This is a genomic window from Flavobacterium sp. GCM10023249 (assembly GCF_042653365.1).
Taxonomy (GTDB): Bacteria; Bacteroidota; Bacteroidia; order Flavobacteriales; family Flavobacteriaceae; genus Flavobacterium.
This window is the reverse complement of the sequence record NZ_JBHSHZ010000006.1, coordinates 852,792-870,978: the sequence shown is the minus strand read 5'-3', so window position 1 is coordinate 870,978 and position 18,187 is coordinate 852,792. Positions and strand designations below refer to the sequence as shown.

16 protein-coding genes are annotated in these 18,187 nt (G+C 36.6%); 5 read left to right on the top strand and 11 right to left on the bottom strand.

Annotated features, from left to right (window positions below):
• Nucleotides 1–36: 36 nt before the first annotated feature.
• From ACFO7M_RS05375 to ACFO7M_RS05360, 4 genes are all read right to left on the bottom strand, one after another.
• Nucleotides 37–549 carry a hypothetical protein gene (locus ACFO7M_RS05375; protein ID WP_379734434.1) on the bottom strand — a complete coding sequence of 171 codons (513 nt, stop codon included), beginning with the start codon at nt 547–549 and terminating at the stop codon, nt 37–39.
• 205 nt (nt 550–754) lie between these two features.
• Nucleotides 755–1,744: a tRNA dihydrouridine synthase DusB gene (dusB, locus tag ACFO7M_RS05370; protein ID WP_379734433.1), complete on the bottom strand. Its 990-nt coding sequence runs from the start codon at nt 1,742–1,744 to the stop codon at nt 755–757.
• 93 nt (nt 1,745–1,837) lie between these two features.
• Nucleotides 1,838–2,212 (bottom strand): hypothetical protein, encoded by a 375-nt coding sequence (locus tag ACFO7M_RS05365; RefSeq protein ID WP_379717324.1) that lies wholly within the window; start codon nt 2,210–2,212, stop codon nt 1,838–1,840.
• A 36-nt stretch (nt 2,213–2,248) separates the two neighbouring features.
• Nucleotides 2,249–2,569 carry a roadblock/LC7 domain-containing protein gene (locus ACFO7M_RS05360; RefSeq protein WP_379717326.1) on the bottom strand — a complete coding sequence of 107 codons (321 nt, stop codon included), beginning with the start codon at nt 2,567–2,569 and terminating at the stop codon, nt 2,249–2,251.
• A 146-nt stretch (nt 2,570–2,715) separates the two neighbouring features.
• On the opposite strand from ACFO7M_RS05360, the gene ACFO7M_RS05355 reads away from it, so the two are divergent.
• The 3 genes from ACFO7M_RS05355 (at nt 2,716) to ACFO7M_RS05345 (ending at nt 5,909) form a co-directional block, all read left to right on the top strand.
• The gene (locus tag ACFO7M_RS05355) at nt 2,716–2,847 is read left to right on the top strand and encodes a hypothetical protein (protein ID WP_379717328.1); all 132 of its coding nucleotides are present in this window, start codon (nt 2,716–2,718) and stop codon (nt 2,845–2,847) included.
• A 147-nt stretch (nt 2,848–2,994) separates the two neighbouring features.
• On the top strand, nt 2,995–4,791 hold the full coding sequence (gene lepA, locus ACFO7M_RS05350) for a translation elongation factor 4 (protein WP_379717330.1): 1,797 nt from the start codon (nt 2,995–2,997) through the stop codon (nt 4,789–4,791).
• Nucleotides 4,792–4,901: 110 nt separating this feature from the next.
• The gene (locus ACFO7M_RS05345; RefSeq protein ID WP_379717332.1) at nt 4,902–5,909 is read left to right on the top strand and encodes a helix-turn-helix transcriptional regulator; all 1,008 of its coding nucleotides are present in this window, start codon (nt 4,902–4,904) and stop codon (nt 5,907–5,909) included.
• Between the two features lie 44 nt (nt 5,910–5,953).
• On the opposite strand, the gene ACFO7M_RS05340 is transcribed toward ACFO7M_RS05345, so the two are convergent.
• Nucleotides 5,954–6,439 (bottom strand): DinB family protein, encoded by a 486-nt coding sequence (locus ACFO7M_RS05340; protein WP_379717334.1) that lies wholly within the window; start codon nt 6,437–6,439, stop codon nt 5,954–5,956.
• A 139-nt stretch (nt 6,440–6,578) separates the two neighbouring features.
• Here ACFO7M_RS05340 and thiL point away from each other — a divergent pair, with 139 nt between their 5' ends.
• On the top strand, nt 6,579–7,628 hold the full coding sequence (gene thiL / locus ACFO7M_RS05335) for a thiamine-phosphate kinase (RefSeq protein ID WP_379717336.1): 1,050 nt from the start codon (nt 6,579–6,581) through the stop codon (nt 7,626–7,628).
• 76 nt (nt 7,629–7,704) lie between these two features.
• On the opposite strand, the gene trpS is transcribed toward thiL, so the two are convergent.
• On the bottom strand, nt 7,705–8,679 hold the full coding sequence (trpS, locus tag ACFO7M_RS05330) for a tryptophan--tRNA ligase (RefSeq protein WP_379734432.1): 975 nt from the start codon (nt 8,677–8,679) through the stop codon (nt 7,705–7,707).
• 75 nt (nt 8,680–8,754) lie between these two features.
• Here trpS and ACFO7M_RS05325 point away from each other — a divergent pair, with 75 nt between their 5' ends.
• Nucleotides 8,755–9,501 carry a lysophospholipid acyltransferase family protein gene (locus tag ACFO7M_RS05325; protein ID WP_379717340.1) on the top strand — a complete coding sequence of 249 codons (747 nt, stop codon included), beginning with the start codon at nt 8,755–8,757 and terminating at the stop codon, nt 9,499–9,501.
• A 63-nt stretch (nt 9,502–9,564) separates the two neighbouring features.
• On the opposite strand, the gene ACFO7M_RS05320 is transcribed toward ACFO7M_RS05325, so the two are convergent.
• The 5 genes from ACFO7M_RS05320 to ACFO7M_RS05300 all read right to left on the bottom strand — a co-directional run bounded on the left by ACFO7M_RS05320 (nt 9,565) and on the right by ACFO7M_RS05300 (nt 18,109).
• The gene (locus ACFO7M_RS05320; protein WP_379734430.1) at nt 9,565–11,466 is read right to left on the bottom strand and encodes an outer membrane beta-barrel protein; all 1,902 of its coding nucleotides are present in this window, start codon (nt 11,464–11,466) and stop codon (nt 9,565–9,567) included.
• The gene (locus ACFO7M_RS05315) at nt 11,463–12,002 is read right to left on the bottom strand and encodes an RNA polymerase sigma factor (protein WP_379717344.1); all 540 of its coding nucleotides are present in this window, start codon (nt 12,000–12,002) and stop codon (nt 11,463–11,465) included. The genes ACFO7M_RS05320 and ACFO7M_RS05315 overlap by 4 nt, the downstream gene beginning before the upstream one ends.
• 14 nt (nt 12,003–12,016) lie before the next feature.
• A complete protein-coding gene (locus tag ACFO7M_RS05310) occupies nt 12,017–12,433 on the bottom strand; it encodes a hypothetical protein (RefSeq protein WP_379717346.1) in 417 nt (138 codons plus the stop codon).
• Between the two features lie 152 nt (nt 12,434–12,585).
• Nucleotides 12,586–13,590, bottom strand: coding sequence for a recombinase RecA (gene recA / locus ACFO7M_RS05305; protein ID WP_379717348.1), 1,005 nt, complete (start codon nt 13,588–13,590; stop codon nt 12,586–12,588).
• Nucleotides 13,591–13,732: 142 nt separating this feature from the next.
• Complete coding sequence (locus tag ACFO7M_RS05300) at nt 13,733–18,109, bottom strand: choice-of-anchor D domain-containing protein (protein ID WP_379734428.1); 4,377 nt, start codon at nt 18,107–18,109, stop codon at nt 13,733–13,735.
• Nucleotides 18,110–18,187: the final 78 nt, after the last annotated feature.

Here is an 18,187-nt window from a genome sequence, read left to right as displayed (position 1 = left end):
CTTTTTTTTGTCATAGAACTTGTTCTACGCATTATTTTATTTTTTCACAAATGGAATTTTAGCAATATACTTATCACTAGCTTCATCATACCTAACATCATAAGTTCCTCTTACTAAGGCAATGTTAGCAATATCAAAGTCTTCCTTCGCAAATTCCTCAACAATTGCTTGATCAAATTTAATTAATTCATCTCCAGATTCGATTGTTAACGTTTCTTCTTCAACTTGATCACGGTCAAAGGCAAAATGCAAATAATTGTCACTTGAAACACCCATATTGATTCTGTCAAAACCGATATTAACAATACCTATTGTAACTTCACAGATACCCCATCCAGAATCACAACCTCTACTTGGTTTTTCAAGATTAGCACTTAAACCAATCATAAATTTAATTCTAAATCTACTAGCAGCATTACCGTCAATAGCAGACTCATTTACTAAAGTTGATTTCGATGCAGGTTCATCTGTACTACAAGAGAATAGAGTGATTGCACAACAAGCAATTAGTGCCCCTGCGCCAATAATCTTTTTGGAAAAGTTTTTCATTTTTTTTAATTTATAGTTAATTATCAATAAAACAAATATATAAATAACTCAATTAAAAATAAGATTTTTCCTATAATTTAAGATTTTATCACAATTCTAATTGTCTATAAACCAAAATTCTAAGTTTATTTAACATAAGAAGTCGTTTCATCAAAATAAATAGAAATTGACACTAATAAAAAGTCCCGATAGTATCGGGACTTTTTTATAATAACTGACCTGCGTAGTCTTGTTTGATATCTTCGAAAACAGCTAACAATGCATTATGATCGTTTAGGGTAACCAATTTATTACGGTGTTCTTTAAAATGAGGAATCCCTTTGAAGTAATTGGTATAATGGCGACGCATTTCGACAATACCAACATGTTCCCCTTTCCATTCCATTGACCAGATTAAATGGTTTCGAGCTGCTTCCACTCTATCGTTAATGGTTGGCGAAGGTAAATGCTCTCCGGTTTTGAAATAATGTTTGATTTCATCAAAAATCCAAGGATAACCGATAGCAGCTCGTCCTATCATCATACCGTCCAGGCCGTATTTGTTTTTGTATTCCAATGCTTTTTCAGGCGAATCAATATCACCATTACCGAAGATCGGCATGGTAATTCTGGGATTATTTTTTACTCTTTGAATATGTGACCAATCCGAATGTCCTTTGTACATCTGTGCTCGAGTACGAGCATGAACCGTTAAAGCCTGCACACCGATATCTTGTAATCGTTCTGCTACCTCATCGATATTGATCGAACTTTCGTCCCAACCTAGACGAGTTTTCACCGTTACTGGTAAATTCGTACTACGTATTACGGCTTTGGTCAAGCGTACCATCAAATCTACATCTTTCAAAACACCGGCACCGGCACCTTTACACACCACTTTTTTCACTGGACAACCGAAATTGATATCCACTAAATCAGGTTGAACCGTTTCAACAATTCTGGCAGACATCGCCATAGCCTCTTCATCTCCACCAAAAATCTGAATACCTACCGGACGTTCATAATCGAAAATATCCAACTTCTGACGGCTTTTGATTGCATCACGAATGAGGCCTTCAGAAGAAATAAACTCCGAATACATTAAATCGGCACCATGCATCTTGCACAGGCGTCGAAAAGGAGGGTCACTCACATCCTCCATAGGAGCGAGTAACAGAGGGAAATCCGGTAATTCTATGTTGCCAATTTTAACCATTGCTTCTTCAATTAGTCCACTTCATTAAGTATAAAAACAAAAAAAAGCTGCAATAAATTACAGCTTCATTTTCGGCGCAAAGATACTACTATTCTACATTTTAGACGCAATATCCTTACTATATTTTTTTAGAGTAGCACGAGCCATACCTAGATTCACTTTATTCGAATCTACAGCCAAATACACAAAGTACTCTCCGTTATCGGATAAATCGATAATATGCAATTGGTTGGACAATGTAATTAAGATATCGTCTATTTTCTCTGTTAATCCTAATGCTTTGATCGCACTTAGTTTGGCTTTAACCACTTCAAGGTTATAAGCAGAAGCCAATTCAGGATCGAACTTCGGATCTACAGAAAGTGAAGCAAACGACATTCCTGTTTTTAATTCGGTTACGGAAACACCAATAAAGCCATTAAGGTTATCTTTAAGGTCTGTAGTGAAAGTTGTTAAAAATTCTGACATAATTTAAGCGTTTTAGTTTGTTAGTAATGATTGTTTTTATAGTGCTGATTGTAATTTCAAATGAATCAAGCCCAGCTTACTGGCGTTTTTAGTAATTAAAGCCAAATACTCATCCTTTTCTAGTTTACGCACGAAGAAAAGCCCTTTATCTGCCTGAAGAATCAACTCGTTAGAATTTCCAAATTTTAAATCAGCCACTAACTCCTTACACATTGTAAGCAATACACCAGCCATTGCTGCAATGTTGCCATCAAAATCCAAGTAATGTGATTTGATCAAAACTCCATCTTCATTAAAGACCAATGCTGAATCTACCCCCGTTTCTTCAATAAGTGTGTCCAAGTCCAATTTTTTCATATATATTAGTTATTAGTAAGTTAGTTTAGCTAATGTAAGATTTTTTTTATAAAAATTTTTATTTTTATAGGATTTTTTTTACTATTTTTAAGACACGTTAAATCACGTTTTTTTGATTTCAAACAAACTTCAAAAACTAAAAAATCATGGCAAAAGAATCAAACCTAGACCGTCTTAAAAAGAAATTGCAAAAGCAACTTATGGAATTCAGAAAATACAGAATCGCGAGAGGAAAAATCACTAAAAAGCCTTCTGTATTTGCTAAAATTTTCAGCTAAAGAAAGTTTAAAAAAAGAGACTTTAATTGCTTCACTTATTTTCATACTTTTGTAGCTTAAAATGATGACTAAGAGCATTGGCCGTGAATTGTCCTGAAATCCTAATCAATTCTACAGTTCACAGCCAAATGCCCATAAATGTATAAGATGAAGCATATTCGAAATTTCTGCATTATTGCGCACATTGACCACGGTAAGAGTACCTTGGCCGACCGTTTATTGGGCGCAACGCAAACAGTAACAGCTCGCGAAGAGAAAGCACAATTACTGGATAATATGGACTTAGAGCGTGAACGTGGTATTACCATTAAGAGTCACGCCATCCAAATGGAATACAAATACAAAGGGGAGGATTATATCTTAAACCTTATTGACACTCCGGGTCACGTGGATTTCTCTTATGAGGTTTCCCGTTCCATTGCTGCTTGTGAAGGAGCGCTATTGATTGTTGATGCGGCTCAGAGTATACAGGCACAAACCATTTCCAATCTTTATTTGGCTTTGGAAAATGATCTTGAGATTATTCCAGTATTAAACAAAGTGGATTTACCAAGTGCCAATCCGGAAGAAGTAAGTGACGACATCATTGACTTATTAGGCTGTGATTTGGAAGATATTATTCATGCATCTGGTAAAACCGGTTTTGGTGTAGAAAACATCTTAGCGGCTATTATTGAAAAAATCCCTGCACCAAAAGGAAATCCAGAAGAACCATTACAAGCCTTGATTTTTGACTCGGTTTACAACCCATTCAGAGGTATTGAGGTAATCTTCCGTGTGAAGAATGGTGAAATCAAAAAAGGTCAGAAAATCAAGTTCATGGCGACCGGCAATGAATATTTCGCTGATGAAATCGGTACGCTTAAACTAAACCAAGTTCCGAAGGATAAAGTTTCAACCGGTGACGTGGGGTATCTGATTTCGGGAATCAAAGAAGCAAAAGAAGTAAAAGTAGGTGATACTGTTACGGATGCTAAAGTACCTACTACCAATATGATTCATGGTTTCGAAGATGTGAAACCGATGGTATTCGCAGGTATCTATCCTGTTGACACTGAAGATTACGAAGAACTTCGCGCCTCTATGGAAAAACTGCAGCTAAATGATGCTTCATTAGTGTTTGCAGCAGAAAGCTCGGCTGCGTTAGGATTCGGTTTCCGATGCGGATTCCTAGGAATGTTGCATATGGAAATTATCCAGGAGCGTTTGGAACGCGAATTCAATATGACGGTAATCACAACGGTTCCCAACGTATCGTATTTGGCGTACACTAAGAAAGATCCGGAAACACCATTCGTAGTAAACAACCCTTCTGACTTACCAGAACCATCTAAATTAGATCGTGTAGAAGAACCATATATCAAAGCTACCATCATTACCAAAGCCGACTTCGTAGGCAACGTAATGAGTTTGTGTATTGAGAAACGTGGATTGATTACCAATCAGACGTATTTAACTACTGAGCGTGTAGAATTGAATTTCGATATGCCATTGGCTGAAATTGTATTCGACTTCTACGACCGATTGAAAACGGTTTCCAAAGGATATGCTTCTTTCGACTACCATCCAATCGGGATGCGTACGTCTAAATTAGTTCGTTTGGACGTATTATTAAATGGTCAGAATGTAGATGCTTTATCTGCCTTAATTCACGAAGACAATGCATACCATATTGGTAAAAAAATGTGTGAAAAACTACGTGAATTGATTCCGAGACAACAGTTCGACATTCCTATTCAGGCGGCTATCGGTGCCAAAATTATTGCGCGTGAGACAATCAAAGCTTTACGTAAAGACGTAACTGCAAAATGTTATGGTGGTGATATCTCTCGTAAACGTAAATTATTGGAAAAACAAAAAGCCGGTAAGAAACGTATGCGTCAGGTGGGTAACGTAGAAATCCCGCAATCCGCATTTATGGCAGTATTGAAATTGAATGATTAAAAATTTTATGATTGCATAATTGAAACCCAATAACAACTGTTGTTGGGTTTTTTATTATAAATCAATCTAGCCAAAACCGTATCTTTGAAAGAAAAGTTATAGGTAATCTCATGGACGAAACTCTGAATAAATTTGACCGAATTGTCGCTATTCTTATCCAATTACAATCCAAAAAGATTGTAAGAGCTCAGGATTTAGCGGATCGGTTTAATGTAAGTTTGCGCACCATTTACCGAGATATACGTACTTTAGAAACATCCGGAGTTCCTATCTACAGTGAAGCAGGGATAGGTTACTCTTTAATGGACGGCTATCGTTTACCTCCTATCATGTTTACTCGTGAAGAAGCCAGTAGTTTTATTGCTGCCGAAAAGTTAATGCAAAAGTTCACAGATCCAGCATTGGACCAACATTACAAATCGGCAATGTATAAACTTAAAGCGGTACTAAGAACCAGTGACAAAGATTGGCTGAATGCTATCGAATCGAAAGTCGTCATGCAATCCAACCAAGAAGTATTTAACGAAAAAGCACCCAATGCTTTGGCCTTGTTTTTTGATGGCATTGCGGAACGAAAACAAATACTGCTTTTATACCAAACCTTCGATACAGAAGAAATCAACGAAAGAAGAATAGAACCTGTAGGTATTTTTCACGAAAATAACTTTTGGTATGTTTTGGGCTATTGTCACCTAAGAAACGATTACCGAAAGTTTCGCACCGATCGCATTCAGCTGATTAAGAAAACCGATTTAGAGTACACCCTTGAACACAAAACCCTTGAGGAGTTACTACACAAAGACAAACCTCTGGACACGCTAATTAAAGTGCGTGTTTTGGTTGATAAAAAAATAGCTCGCTACCTTAGTTGGGAACGCAAACAATATGGATTTGTTTCGGAAAAAAACCAAGACAATCAAGTTGAAATGACCTTTATGTGTAGTGAAATCAAGGAAGGTTTTCCACGATGGTTTCTAATGTTTGCCGATCAGTCAGAGATACTAGAACCCGAAGAACTCAAAACCCGGGTTTTGGATTTATTGGAACGCAGCAAAACCAAACTACTAAAAAACAATCCCGAAAACCAAAGTCTCCGGGATCAAACACAATTTAATTAGCAAAAGCTTTCACTATTTTAAAAAGCACCTTCCAATTGGAAAAATTATCTTTCCCAGAAAAAAGGCGGGGCGATATTCAACGCTCTTAAATACACATAGCCTTGCCCGCGGTGGTGAATTTCGTTGTCAATGAAATACAAAATATTTTGAATGATAGGGAATTCGTACTGACCGAAAAGATTAAACGTTTCGCTAAAATCCTCAACGGTCAATTGTTGCCATAACGCATCGATTTCTTTGGTGTCATTATCCCATTGTTCCAAATACTGGGCTTTTGTTGTAAATCCTTTACTTGAGTCTTCTGTAAACGGCTGCACTTCTTTGTTTACAATTCCTCTTAATGCCGGAGCCGCTATCGCTAAAAGTTCATCTGTTAACTTCGCAAACGGACGCAATCCTCCTACTGAAAACTCAAAGAAATCTTTTTCCGGAAACGCTTCTATTACACGTCTTGTCAACGCTCTGTGCCCTTGCCAATGTTTTAACAAATCTTCTTGACTGATTACCTGTGAAACTGTTTCTGTGTTCATATTATTAGTGTTTTAATGATTACTGAAACAAAATTAATAGGGGTTAGTGACAACTGCTTGTCAGTAGTAAAATTGCATTTTTAAAAAATTTCACGCCTGAAAAAACTTTGTACCTTTGTCGCTTAGAAATTGAATAACCATGATAGAAGATAAAACCCCACAAAGAACCAGCATTGCTCAGTTAGGCGAATTCGGCCTGATTGATCATTTGACGAAACATTTCGAAATAAAAAACGAATCTACTTTAAAAGGTATTGGAGATGATGCCGCTGTTTTGGATTTTAAAGACAAAAAAACGATTGTCTCTACCGATTTATTAATCGAAGGTGTTCATTTTGATTTGGCTTATATGCCGTTGAAACATTTGGGATATAAAGCCGTGGTGGTTAATGTTTCAGATATATTTGCCATGAATGCCAAAGCTACTCAGATTACAGTTTCTGTTGCAGTTTCCAATCGTTTCCCGCTAGAAGCATTAGAAGAATTATACGAAGGAATTACTTTGGCTGCTAAACACTACGAAGTCGATGTCATTGGTGGCGACACTACCTCATCGCAAAAAGGCCTGATCCTATCGATTACAGCTTTAGGAGAAGCTAATGCAGAAGATATTGTTTACCGAAATGGAGCTCAACAAGGCGACTTATTAGTAGTTTCAGGGGATTTGGGTGCCGCATATATGGGACTACAGGTTTTAGAAAGAGAAAAACAAGTATTTGAAGTCAATCCGAATAACCAACCTGATTTAGACGATTATACTTATCTAATCGAACGTCAATTAAAACCGGAAGCACGTAAAGATGTGGCTGGCATTTTAAAAGCATTGGAAATCAAACCAACCTCGATGATTGACGTCTCTGATGGATTGTCTTCGGAGATCATGCACATCTGCAAACAATCAGGTGTTGGGTGTAATTTGTACGAAGAGAAACTACCTCTAGACCCACAATTCATCAATGTGTGTGAAGAATTCAATATTGACAGTACGACAATTGCCTTAAATGGTGGTGAGGATTATGAATTATTATTCACAATTGCGATGAATGATTTTGACAAAATCAAAGGCAATCCGAATTTCACAGTAATTGGGCATATGACACAACAAAGTGAAGGAATTCATTTAGTAACCCGCGCCAACACTAAAATTGAATTAAAAGCTAGAGGCTGGAACGCTTTACAAGAAGAATAATAGGTTTAGCAATAAAAAAAGAATCCCGGATTTCAATTGATGAAATCCGGGATTTATATTTTAAGTCAAAACAGAATTAATAGCCTAATTTAGTTCGTACTCTTTTCAAAACACCATCAGCTATCGCTGAGGCTTTTTTAGCGCCTTCCAATAACAATCCTTCCAATTCCTCCAGATGGTTCATATAATAATTGTAACGTTCTCTTTCGGCGGCAAACTTCTCAATAATCAATTCAAACAATGCTTGTTTCGCGTGACCATAACCAAAATCACGGTTGATGTTCTTATACTTTTCAGCCATTTCCGCAATTTGCACATCTGAAGCCAACAACTTATATATTGCAAAAATTTTACAAGTTTCAGGATTTTTAGGCTCTTCCAATGGCGTACTATCGGTTTCAATTCCCATAATCTGTTTGCGCAAAGGTTTGTCTTCAAGGAAAATATTGATGATATTATTTCTTGACTTACTCATTTTCTCGCCATCTGTTCCCGGAACCAACTTAGTATCTTCTGCTGTCAATGCTTCTGGTAAAACAAAAGTCTCCCCCATTTGATGATTGAAACGAGACGCTACATCACGTGTGATTTCCAGATGCTGTAACTGATCTTTTCCTACCGGAACCACTTCTGCATCGTATAACAAAATATCGGCAGCCATCAACATTGGATAAGTAAACAAACCAGCGTTCACATCTTCCAATCGATCTGCTTTATCCTTAAAAGAATGCGCCAGTGTTAGTCTTTGGAACGGGAAGAAACAACTCAAATACCAAGACAATTCCGTAGTTTGAGGCACATCACTCTGACGGTAAAAAATCACCTTTGACGGATCTAAACCACAAGCAAGCCATACCGCAGCAGTACTAGTTGTATTGTTTCGTAGGGTTTCGCCGTGTTTGATTTGCGTAATAGAATGCAAATCGGCGATAAAAAGAAACGATTCGTTATCAGGATTTTTAGCCATTTCAATAGCGGGTAAAATCGCTCCTAATAAATTGCCTAAATGCGGCGTACCTGTACTTTGTATTCCGGTAAGTATTTTTGCCATGGTAAATTTTAATCTATTTTTAGCAAAGTTAATTCTTTTATCAGATTTTTAAAGTGATTCCGTATTTTTGACGTTATGAAACTATTTAAAATTCCACTTTGGCTACTTTGGCGTGTTTGGTTTTACATTTTGGTACTTTTACCAATTGTAGTAATGTTCCCTTTTTTATTCGCTTCTTTTCTGAAAGAAAGCTGGTATCCGTATTTTTTTAAAATGGCCAGAATTTGGGCCAAAGTTATTTTATATGGCATGGGTTTCTATCCAAAAGTAGAAGCGAAAGAAGCCATAATACCCCACAAAAGTTATATGTTTATTGCCAATCATACTTCGATGGTCGACATCATGCTAATGTTGGTAACCGTTAAAAATCCATTTGTTTTTGTTGGAAAAAAAGAATTGGTTAAAATCCCATTGTTTGGTTTCTTTTACAAAAGAGCTGTAATCATGGTAGACAGAGACAGCCCGAAAAGCCGTCAACAAGTATACGAACGTGCTCAAAAGAAAATCAATCAAGATTTAAGTATTTGTATTTTCCCGGAAGGAAAAGTCCCTGATGATGAGAGCATTCTTTTAGATGAATTTAAAACCGGTGCCTTCAACTTGGCTGTTGATCATCATTTACCGATTGTACCTATGATTTTTCCAGATAATAAAAAACGATTTTCGTATACTTTTTTTAGTGGTAGTCCCGGAAAACTTAGGGTTAAAATCCTTCCTTTTTTGGACACTTCAAACAAAGTACACCACGACAGAAAAGCGATTCGTGATGAAGCTCGCGAACTTATTTATAACGAATTACTACAATTCGAAAATCAAAAATAAAAAGTGCCCCGGCGTAGGGCACTTTCCACGGTTGCCCAAAAGAGCAACACACTTAACTAAATATTAAAATTTGTAACGAAATCCAGAATATACCCCCATTACATAGGGTTTAAAATTACCAGAATCGTTGCTGAATGTTTTGATTTGATATTTAAGCATTGGCTCAACTGACACATCAAACGATTTGGAGATATTGTATTTCATACCCACACCAATATTCGTACTAAAATGTACCTTGTTCAGGTTGTTTGCTTCCCCTATTTCAGTGGTCATCCCGTTACTAGTTATTGAAATTTTATTACCACTTAAAAACAAAGTACTTATTCCTGTAACAAAGTTAAGCCCTAATTTTTTATCTATGAGTTTATAGGAAATCTCCATAGGGATTTCAATATAACCCAATTCCTGTTTTAAAACACCTGTTTCTTCAACTATAGATGAAGCTTCAATTGAATTGGTATTGGGTTTATCCTCAATAACTACATTCGAAGAAGCTGGATTTTTATTGATGTTTTTCATAGTACGCTCTTGCGTTTCCCTTCCTGAAAGATTGGAATGAAACGAAATGTCATTCGTATTATAGGCCATATCTACTCTACTGATACCCGTTCTAATGGTCAATTTCTTATTCATAGCATAATCAACTCCAATACCCAAACCGAACTTTGACTCAAAAGACTTTTCATTATCAGCAAATTCTTCGCTTATAGGAGAACCTTGAGATGCGCCTGAAAAAAGCACTGCTACGGCTGGTCGAATTCCCCATTTTGAAGTCGTTGGTTCAACTTTCTCCTGTTGCTCGGAAGTACTTTTTTCTATCTCTTTTTCTCTTAAAATCCTTTCCAATGGATTATTTGCTGCCAATGCCGCCATGATAGAATCATTTTGTATTACCTTAAACTGACTCTCTAAATTCGGTCTATAATCCGAAGTTGTACTGATACCCTTTTCTTCTGAAAGCTTCCCATTAAGACCTTTATCCGATTTTACAGGATTAACTACAAGTTTATCTTTATTTTTTTCATTCACCTGCAATAAGCTACCGTTCGAATCTTTTTCCGTTTCATCGGACACCACACTATTCAGACTTACCCATTTTGGATTCTTATCAATAGGGTTAACAATTAATTGTTTATTATCTGAAGTAACTGTTTTCTTATCGGCATCAAGATCTTTAGCTATTGGATCTTCTGTATTCGAAAGATTTAAATTTTGTGTAGAATTCGCAAGCGCTGTATTGGATTGGATTGGAGTCGATTTATTCTTGTCAACAATAAAAGTTGGCTTATCAAAAGACGATTCATCAACATCTTGAGCCATTTTTTTTGCGTTTTCCGGGTTATCTAAAAATACTAAACTTGTCTTTTCACCTTGTTCTCTAGGGGATTTTGAACTGTTTTGAACCAAAATTCCTTCAGTACCCAAATTGGTGCTTTTAGTATACGAAGTGGTATTCTTGGATTTAGTGGTTGTAGGTTTAATCACATTGGATGCTACAGGATTTTGATTGGACGGAAGCTTGTTTTCTAACGCAGAGGAAACTATTACGTTTTGAGAAGTTTTGTTTCGCTTTTCTATTCCATTTTCATTACTTGAAATGACTCCGGATTCTTGGTTTTCGCTGGATGACGAAGAAGTCGAATTCGGCGACTTTTTCAAGATCTCATTTGACGTTACATTACTTTTTTCAACAATTGTTGAATTCGTTTGACTCTCAACAGCCGAATCAGTTAAACTAGTCCTATTCAACCAATCGGAATTTGTATTCAATGTAAAAAAGCCTAACACTAAAGCAGCGGCAATACCGGCTGCTTTAGCATTAAACCAAAATGGGAAAATTCGTCTTTTTTCCTTTTTTTTCTCCAATTGAGAAGCGATATTTCCCCATAGTTCTGGAGAAGGATTCACTTCAAAATCTTTGAATTTTTCCTGAAACAAACGTTCTATATTTTTTTTATCATTCATTTTACCGAGGGTAAATTATTTTGATTGTTTTTTTCAATTTTATCTTTCAAAATCATTTTTGCTCTTGCCAAATTCGATTTACTTGTGCCAATTGAAATATCTAACATATCGGCGATTTCCTTGTGAGAGTAATCATCTAATACATATAAATTGAACACCAACCTATATCTATCGGGCAACTCTTGAACGATTTTGAGCAAAAATTCAAGGCTAATGTTATCATCATCAATTTCAACCTCTTTCTCATCAGCCACATCATTCACCAATTCCAAGAAAGTCGTCTTCCTATATTGTTGAAGCACATGGTTAATCATAACCCGCTTAGCCCAACCGTCAAATGAACCTTTAAAATTATACTGACCAATTTTGTCAAAAATAAGAAGAAATCCTTCCTGAAGGTTATCTTGAGCTTCTGCATAACTCTTCGAATACTTCAAACAGACAGCAAACAACTTTCCTGCATACAGCTGGTATAGTTGTTCCTGGGATTTGGTATTTTTCTCTACACATCCTTGTATGAGTATTGGTAAACTCAATTTACTCTATTTTTTTAAGGTACTACTGGAATTTCAACTTCTTCAAAAACATCAACTCCATTGCTATCTTCACCCTTCCAAAGTTTAAAAATGTAACTAGTGTAACTTGATGAGGGCCTAAACTGTAACTTTTCTGTTATAGGATTCACTGTAGGTGTAGTACAACCTCCTTGTTCAATAACACTGGTATGAATTGCAATGGTTCTTATATTGGCGTCTTTTGCATAATAAAACCCTTCAAACAAATGACAAGTGGAAGGTCTAACATAAGTAAAAGGCAACTCATAGATACTGTCATTTTTGAATTCATCGGGCAAATCGGCACTTTCAATAGGCAATAATTCGGTGTGGAATTTTGTTCCATTATCATCACCTAAACTACAACTTCCTAATAAAATCACAGCAACTAACAATAAAAATACTTTTCTCATATATGTGTTAATTTATTCATCAAAATCAAAATTTCAGCTAGATTCAATTTCTACCATCTTAAAATGGTTCTTTATAAACTAAAGATACAAAACTGCTAAAAGGGTTGCGTCATAAAAAAGAAAAAAGCCACTCTTCCGAATGGCTTTTTATTTTAATTATCGTTTTGCTTAATCAGCTCCTTGATTTTAGCTTCCAATTCATCGGCTAATTCAGGGTTATCCTTAATTAAGGATTTTACAGCATCACGGCCTTGCCCCAATTTAGTATCACCATAACTGAACCAAGATCCGGATTTTTTAATCACTTCGAATTCTACAGCAAGATCTAAAATTTCTCCAGTTTTAGAAACTCCTTCTCCATACATGATATCAAACTCTGCCGTTCTAAACGGTGGTGCTACTTTATTTTTAACTACTTTCACTTTAGTACGGTTACCTAAAACCGCTTCACCATCTTTAATTTGTGAAGAACGACGAATATCCAAACGAACCGATGCGTAGAATTTCAATGCATTACCTCCGGTTGTTGTTTCAGGGTTTCCGAACATTACACCAATTTTTTCACGTAACTGGTTAATGAAGAAAACCGTACAATGTGTTTTACTGATTGTAGCTGTTAATTTACGTAATGCTTGAGACATTAAACGAGCATGAAGTCCCATTTTAGAATCTCCCATTTCTCCTTCGATTTCACTCTTAGGCGTTAATGCAGCAACTGAGTCAATAACCACAATATCTATAGCTCCAGAACGGATTAAGTTTTCAGCAATCTCTAATGCTTGCTCTCCATTGTCTGGCTGAGAGATGATTAAGTTGTCGATATCCACGCCTAATTTCTGAGCATAGAAACGGTCAAATGCGTGTTCAGCATCAATGAAAGCCGCAATTCCTCCTGCCTTTTGAGCTTCGGCAATGGCGTGCAAAGTCAATGTTGTTTTACCAGAGGATTCAGGGCCAAAAATTTCAATGATTCTTCCTTTAGGATAACCATTTACACCTAAAGCCAAGTCTAAACCTAGCGAACCAGAAGCGATTACTTCTACTTCTTCGATAGCTTTATCCCCCATTTTCATTACGGTTCCTTTACCGTAAGCCTTATCTAATTTATCTAAAGTAAGCTGTAGTGCTTTTAGTTTAGCTTCTTTTTCTGAACTCATTATCCTTAAATTTTATTGCGATTTATTTTTAGTAAAAATAGATTTTTTTTATCACTCTAAACGAATAAGTTTTCAACAAAAAAAAAGTCTCTCTTCCAAAATTTGAAAGAGAGACTTGTAATAAAACAGTTGAATTAATCTTCTAAAAAAGTATTTTCTTAGTTACTGTATGACCGTTTTTAAGATTCACTTTTACAATTAATGTCTGATTATTTCTTTGAACCGAAGTTACTTCTATCTCTTGTCTATCAATTTTGTTTTTAGATGCTATCGATTGACCAAGTACATTATACACTTCATAAGAAGCTATGCTTTCGATTCCTGACGAAATTGCAATTGCATTGTTTCTGCCAAATACTTTTACCGAATTATTCAATGATTCAAAATCATCATTATTCAGTCTGTTATCCGTATATCTCAATACAAATCTGTCGTTAATGATACCCTGTGCAGCTGTAAACTGATAAGGTGACATTGTTAAATCATGAATTGTATTATTTGTTCTATCTTCTAGATAAATTTTATTTGATCTATTAGCAAAAACACCATCCGTTTGACCGATAGCTATGGTATACGTTCCGGCTGTAGGCAATTGCACTCCAAGCGGCACCAAATCATTATCTGCAAAAGGCAATGCTCTCGCTTGAATATCAAAAATCACATTGTTGTTCACAGAATGGAAACCAAATCCTGATTTATAACTCGATTTAGAGTCAAAATAAAAATCATCTTCATTCGTTGCGCCTTCCACATAAGCCACAACTTGAGTTTTCACGGATTGATCAGGACTAATCAAATCCAACCAAATTCTGTGCTTTTCTGTTTGTCCAGCACCTGTTCTAAAGAACTGGCTGTTATTGTGAGCACTTGATCTTTGTCCGTTCTTAAATTCAAGGTTAGCTGAGTTCGATCCTAAACTTTCCTTCATTTTCACAAAGAAAGCTTGACCCGATGCAATTTTTCCGTCAAAAGCACCCCCTGGAATTGAAGCTGTTCCATTATGTTTCACATAATCCGTAGTGGTATAATTGTACGTAAATGTTGAGTAATATGGACTAGTTGATTGAACGGGCGCATTCAAATGTCTCCACAAATACACAGTTCCATCTTCAAGTACTGCGTTGTTATCTGTAGCAAAAGTTTGCGTATCAATTGCCGAAGGATATGGATTACCTACAAGATTCCAGTTGTCATCAAACTCTGTAATCGTAGTATTCGTTCCCGCAAAAGGAGCAGTAATTGTACCTTTATTTACAGTTTTGTTTACGATACCATTATTGAATAGGCTTCCTGAGAAAGTAACCGTTTGTGTTGGATCAGCATTTGGTACTCTAAAAATGTAACCTTTTCCAGGAACCATATTCGCATCTGCTGTTGCTACCCAATTACCTTCACCAAAACCTGCAGGATTTACAACATCTGCATCCCATTCGTAGTAACGACTATTAGGAATTGATGTAAAAGGTGCGCTTGTCAATGGAGAAGACCAATATACATAATCAAATAATTTTAAGTTGGACGCAACTCTTACCATCGAATTCGTTCCTGTTCCGGAATACGTTCCGGTATTACTCATTTGAATTAATGAACCGCCATCTTGAATTGTTATTGCGCCGTTATTCGTTACATTATTATTTATCTCTATGTAATCATTTGAAGCAATAGTCAATGTAGCACCAACATTCACCACTAAACTACAGCAAACAAAACTAGGAGTTGTAACTGAAGTTGAGTAATTGCCAGTAAGAACTGCCTCTTTAGTCAAATTAGGTATTCCATTACTCCATGCAGTTCCATTCCATGTTGTTGTATCTGCACAAAGAACTCCAGTTCCCTGAATATTAAAATTATAGGGGTTTTCGTTTGTATCATCATTCACAATAGAAATCGCTGCTGATCTTACACCTAGTCCCGAAGGCTGAAAAGTAACTTGAAACGTGGTTGAAGCTGATGCTGCAACTGTTGAAGCTGGAAGAACTGTTACAATAAAATCCGCTGCGTTCGTACCTGAAATCGTAATTGCACCCACATTTAAACTTCCTGTTCCTAAATTTTGGATAGTAAAAGTTCTCACAACAGTTCCTGTAGGCGATAAAGCTGAACCAAAATCTGTAAAATCTCCGGTTGCGGGCGTTACATCACCATCAGCAATAGAAACTGCATTCCCTTGCACGTTCATTTCAGGAGTAGGTGGCGAGCAAGTAGACACATGACTTCCTAGATTCGCAAAAGTATCAATTGGATTAGTGGTCCATTCCACAGAAGGATCAAAAGCATTGGAGCCATTACTGTCACCCGCTTGAACAGTTGAGTTTCTTACTAAAGTCTGATCTAGAGTTGAAACTCCTCCCGTAACCCATTGGGTACCAGGATCAACACCAATTTGTCCAATAGCGTCAATTACAACTGTAGCTTTACGCAAAGCTATAGCATCATCACCATTAAATGTTAAAGTTCCTGATGTTTGTTGAGCGACTGCCAATATACTTGTATTTGCAGACGTATGGCAAAGCACATGAGTTCCATATGCAGCTATCGAACCTGTTAATCCAATCACAGTTGGTGTAGAAGAACCGTTTACAAACATTGAAACATCATAGTTTCCGGTTAATGTTATAGTGGAGGCAGTTGGGTTATAAATTTCAATAACTCTATTACTAGCTGAACCCTCAATATATTCTGAAATAAACAAATCACCACAAGGAGCAGGCGTAGCTGTTCCCGTAACAGCAAAGTCGTACGCTGTCTCATCAGCATCATCACTAGTAACAGTTACTATATCATTAAATGTACCAACTGTAGCACTGTTAAATGTTACCGTAAATGTGGTAGATCCACCAGAGGCTACTACCGCAGGCAATGTGATACCTCCAACTGTAAATCTCGTTCCAGTTGTCATGGCAATAGCCGATACATTTAAGTTAGCCGAACCTGTATTTTGTATTGTAAATGTTCTTACAATATTAGTCGAAACGATTGTGCTTCCAAAACTAGTATCATCTGCAACAGAAGGTGTAAGATCACCATCAACAATTGTGGTTGAATTTCCTTGAAGGTTTATTTCAGGTGCAGGTGCAGGAATATTAGCAGTTACGTTATAATTATAAGTTGCTTCATCTGCATCATCATTAGTAACCTCAACTGTATCAGTAAAAGCACCCGTAGAAGCACTGTTAAAAGTAACTGTAAAAGTAGTAGCATTACCCGGCAAAATAGTAGCGGGTAGAGTAATTCCACCAACTGTAAAAACAGAACCTGTAGTCATAGCTACATTGGTTACCGATAAGTTAGCCGTTCCTGTATTTTGAATAGTGTAGGTTTTTACGACATTTGTTGATGTGGTTGTAGTACCAAAATCGGTATCATCACCAACAGCCGGAGTTATATCACCATCAGCAATCGTAGTTGAATTTCCTTGAATATTGATTTCAGGTGATGAACCAGAAGGAATATTTGCCGTCACATCATAGTTGTAAGTAGCTTCATCAGTATCATTACTAGTCACTACAACAGTATCAGTAAAAGTCCCTGTAGCAGGACTGTTAAATGTTACTGTAAAAGTTGTTGAACCACCTGCAGGAATTGTAGCCGGTAAAGTAATTCCACCAACTGTAAAAACTGAGCCTGTAGTCATAGCAACATTGGTCACCGATAAATCAGCGGTTCCAGTATTTTGAATGGTGTAGGTTTTTGCTACGTTTGTTGATGTAGTAGTTGTTCCAAAATCAGTATCATCCGCAAGCGCTGGTGTTACATCTCCATCGTTAATTGTTGCTAAATTTCCTTGAATGTTGATTTCAGGGATACTAGCTAGAGTTGCATTAACCGTTACATCATCCACCGCCATATAATGATCATTCCCTGCATCATTTAGATCTTCCCATCTCAACATAATTTCATCACCTGGTACAATAGTAACTGTAATAGTAACTGTAATATTTGCGGTACGATTTGCATTTGCATTTCCATCTAATGCCACCCCAGCAACAGCTCCTGTAATTGGTGTAGTAAAACTAGAAGGTGCAGCGATCCAGGTACCTGTTGTTAAACTATTTACAGTAGTCGCCGTTTGATAAAACAAACTCATTGAATGAGCAGTTGCATTATTTTCTCTTCTCCATTGTTCACCAGTCCAAGTTACTGTTATTGATGATATTGTAGACCCTGTATTATTCCTTAATCTCCATCCTAAATACCCTTTCCCAACGCCTGCAGCACCGGTGTAAGCATTTGAAGGAGAATAGCCTAATGCTCGATCTGTCAATGGATTTGTAGCCCCAACACCGAAAGCATATAAAGCTGCTCCTGTTGTTGTGCCAGTATTGGCAGCATAAGTGGCTATTGAAGCAGTTGCATCTGTTCTAGCATACCATCCTGAAAGAGTAGTATTGTCAGCCCAAGCGCCAGCAGTCAGAGTGTTAAAATCTTGTGTGTAATTTGTAGAGCCAGCAGAAATATTAAATTGTGACCAACCTACTATACTAAAGAGCAAAGAAAAAATAAGTAATCTAATTCTCATTGTATATGTTTTAATTGTGTAAAATTCTCTACTGAAAACCAACCACTTAGTTCAAAATAGAGCCGTCAAATATATTAC

Excerpts from the sequence above, each read along its gene's own strand:
- ACFO7M_RS05375 (WP_379734434.1), bottom strand. The coding sequence starts at position 549 with ATGAAAAACTTTTCCAAAAAGATTATTGGCGCAGGGGCACTAATTGCT.
- dusB (WP_379734433.1), bottom strand. The coding sequence starts at position 1,744 with ATGGTTAAAATTGGCAACATAGAATTACCGGATTTCCCTCTGTTACTC.
- ACFO7M_RS05365 (WP_379717324.1), bottom strand. The coding sequence starts at position 2,212 with ATGTCAGAATTTTTAACAACTTTCACTACAGACCTTAAAGATAACCTT.
- ACFO7M_RS05360 (WP_379717326.1), bottom strand. The coding sequence starts at position 2,569 with ATGAAAAAATTGGACTTGGACACACTTATTGAAGAAACGGGGGTAGAT.
- ACFO7M_RS05355 (WP_379717328.1), top strand. The coding sequence starts at position 2,716 with ATGGCAAAAGAATCAAACCTAGACCGTCTTAAAAAGAAATTGCAAAAG.
- lepA (WP_379717330.1), top strand. The coding sequence starts at position 2,995 with ATGAAGCATATTCGAAATTTCTGCATTATTGCGCACATTGACCACGGT.
- ACFO7M_RS05345 (WP_379717332.1), top strand. The coding sequence starts at position 4,902 with ATGGACGAAACTCTGAATAAATTTGACCGAATTGTCGCTATTCTTATC.
- ACFO7M_RS05340 (WP_379717334.1), bottom strand. The coding sequence starts at position 6,439 with ATGAACACAGAAACAGTTTCACAGGTAATCAGTCAAGAAGATTTGTTA.
- thiL (WP_379717336.1), top strand. The coding sequence starts at position 6,579 with ATGATAGAAGATAAAACCCCACAAAGAACCAGCATTGCTCAGTTAGGC.
- trpS (WP_379734432.1), bottom strand. The coding sequence starts at position 8,679 with ATGGCAAAAATACTTACCGGAATACAAAGTACAGGTACGCCGCATTTA.
- ACFO7M_RS05325 (WP_379717340.1), top strand. The coding sequence starts at position 8,755 with ATGAAACTATTTAAAATTCCACTTTGGCTACTTTGGCGTGTTTGGTTT.
- ACFO7M_RS05320 (WP_379734430.1), bottom strand. The coding sequence starts at position 11,466 with ATGAATGATAAAAAAAATATAGAACGTTTGTTTCAGGAAAAATTCAAA.
- ACFO7M_RS05310 (WP_379717346.1), bottom strand. The coding sequence starts at position 12,433 with ATGAGAAAAGTATTTTTATTGTTAGTTGCTGTGATTTTATTAGGAAGT.
- recA (WP_379717348.1), bottom strand. The coding sequence starts at position 13,590 with ATGAGTTCAGAAAAAGAAGCTAAACTAAAAGCACTACAGCTTACTTTA.
- ACFO7M_RS05300 (WP_379734428.1), bottom strand. The coding sequence starts at position 18,109 with ATGAGAATTAGATTACTTATTTTTTCTTTGCTCTTTAGTATAGTAGGT.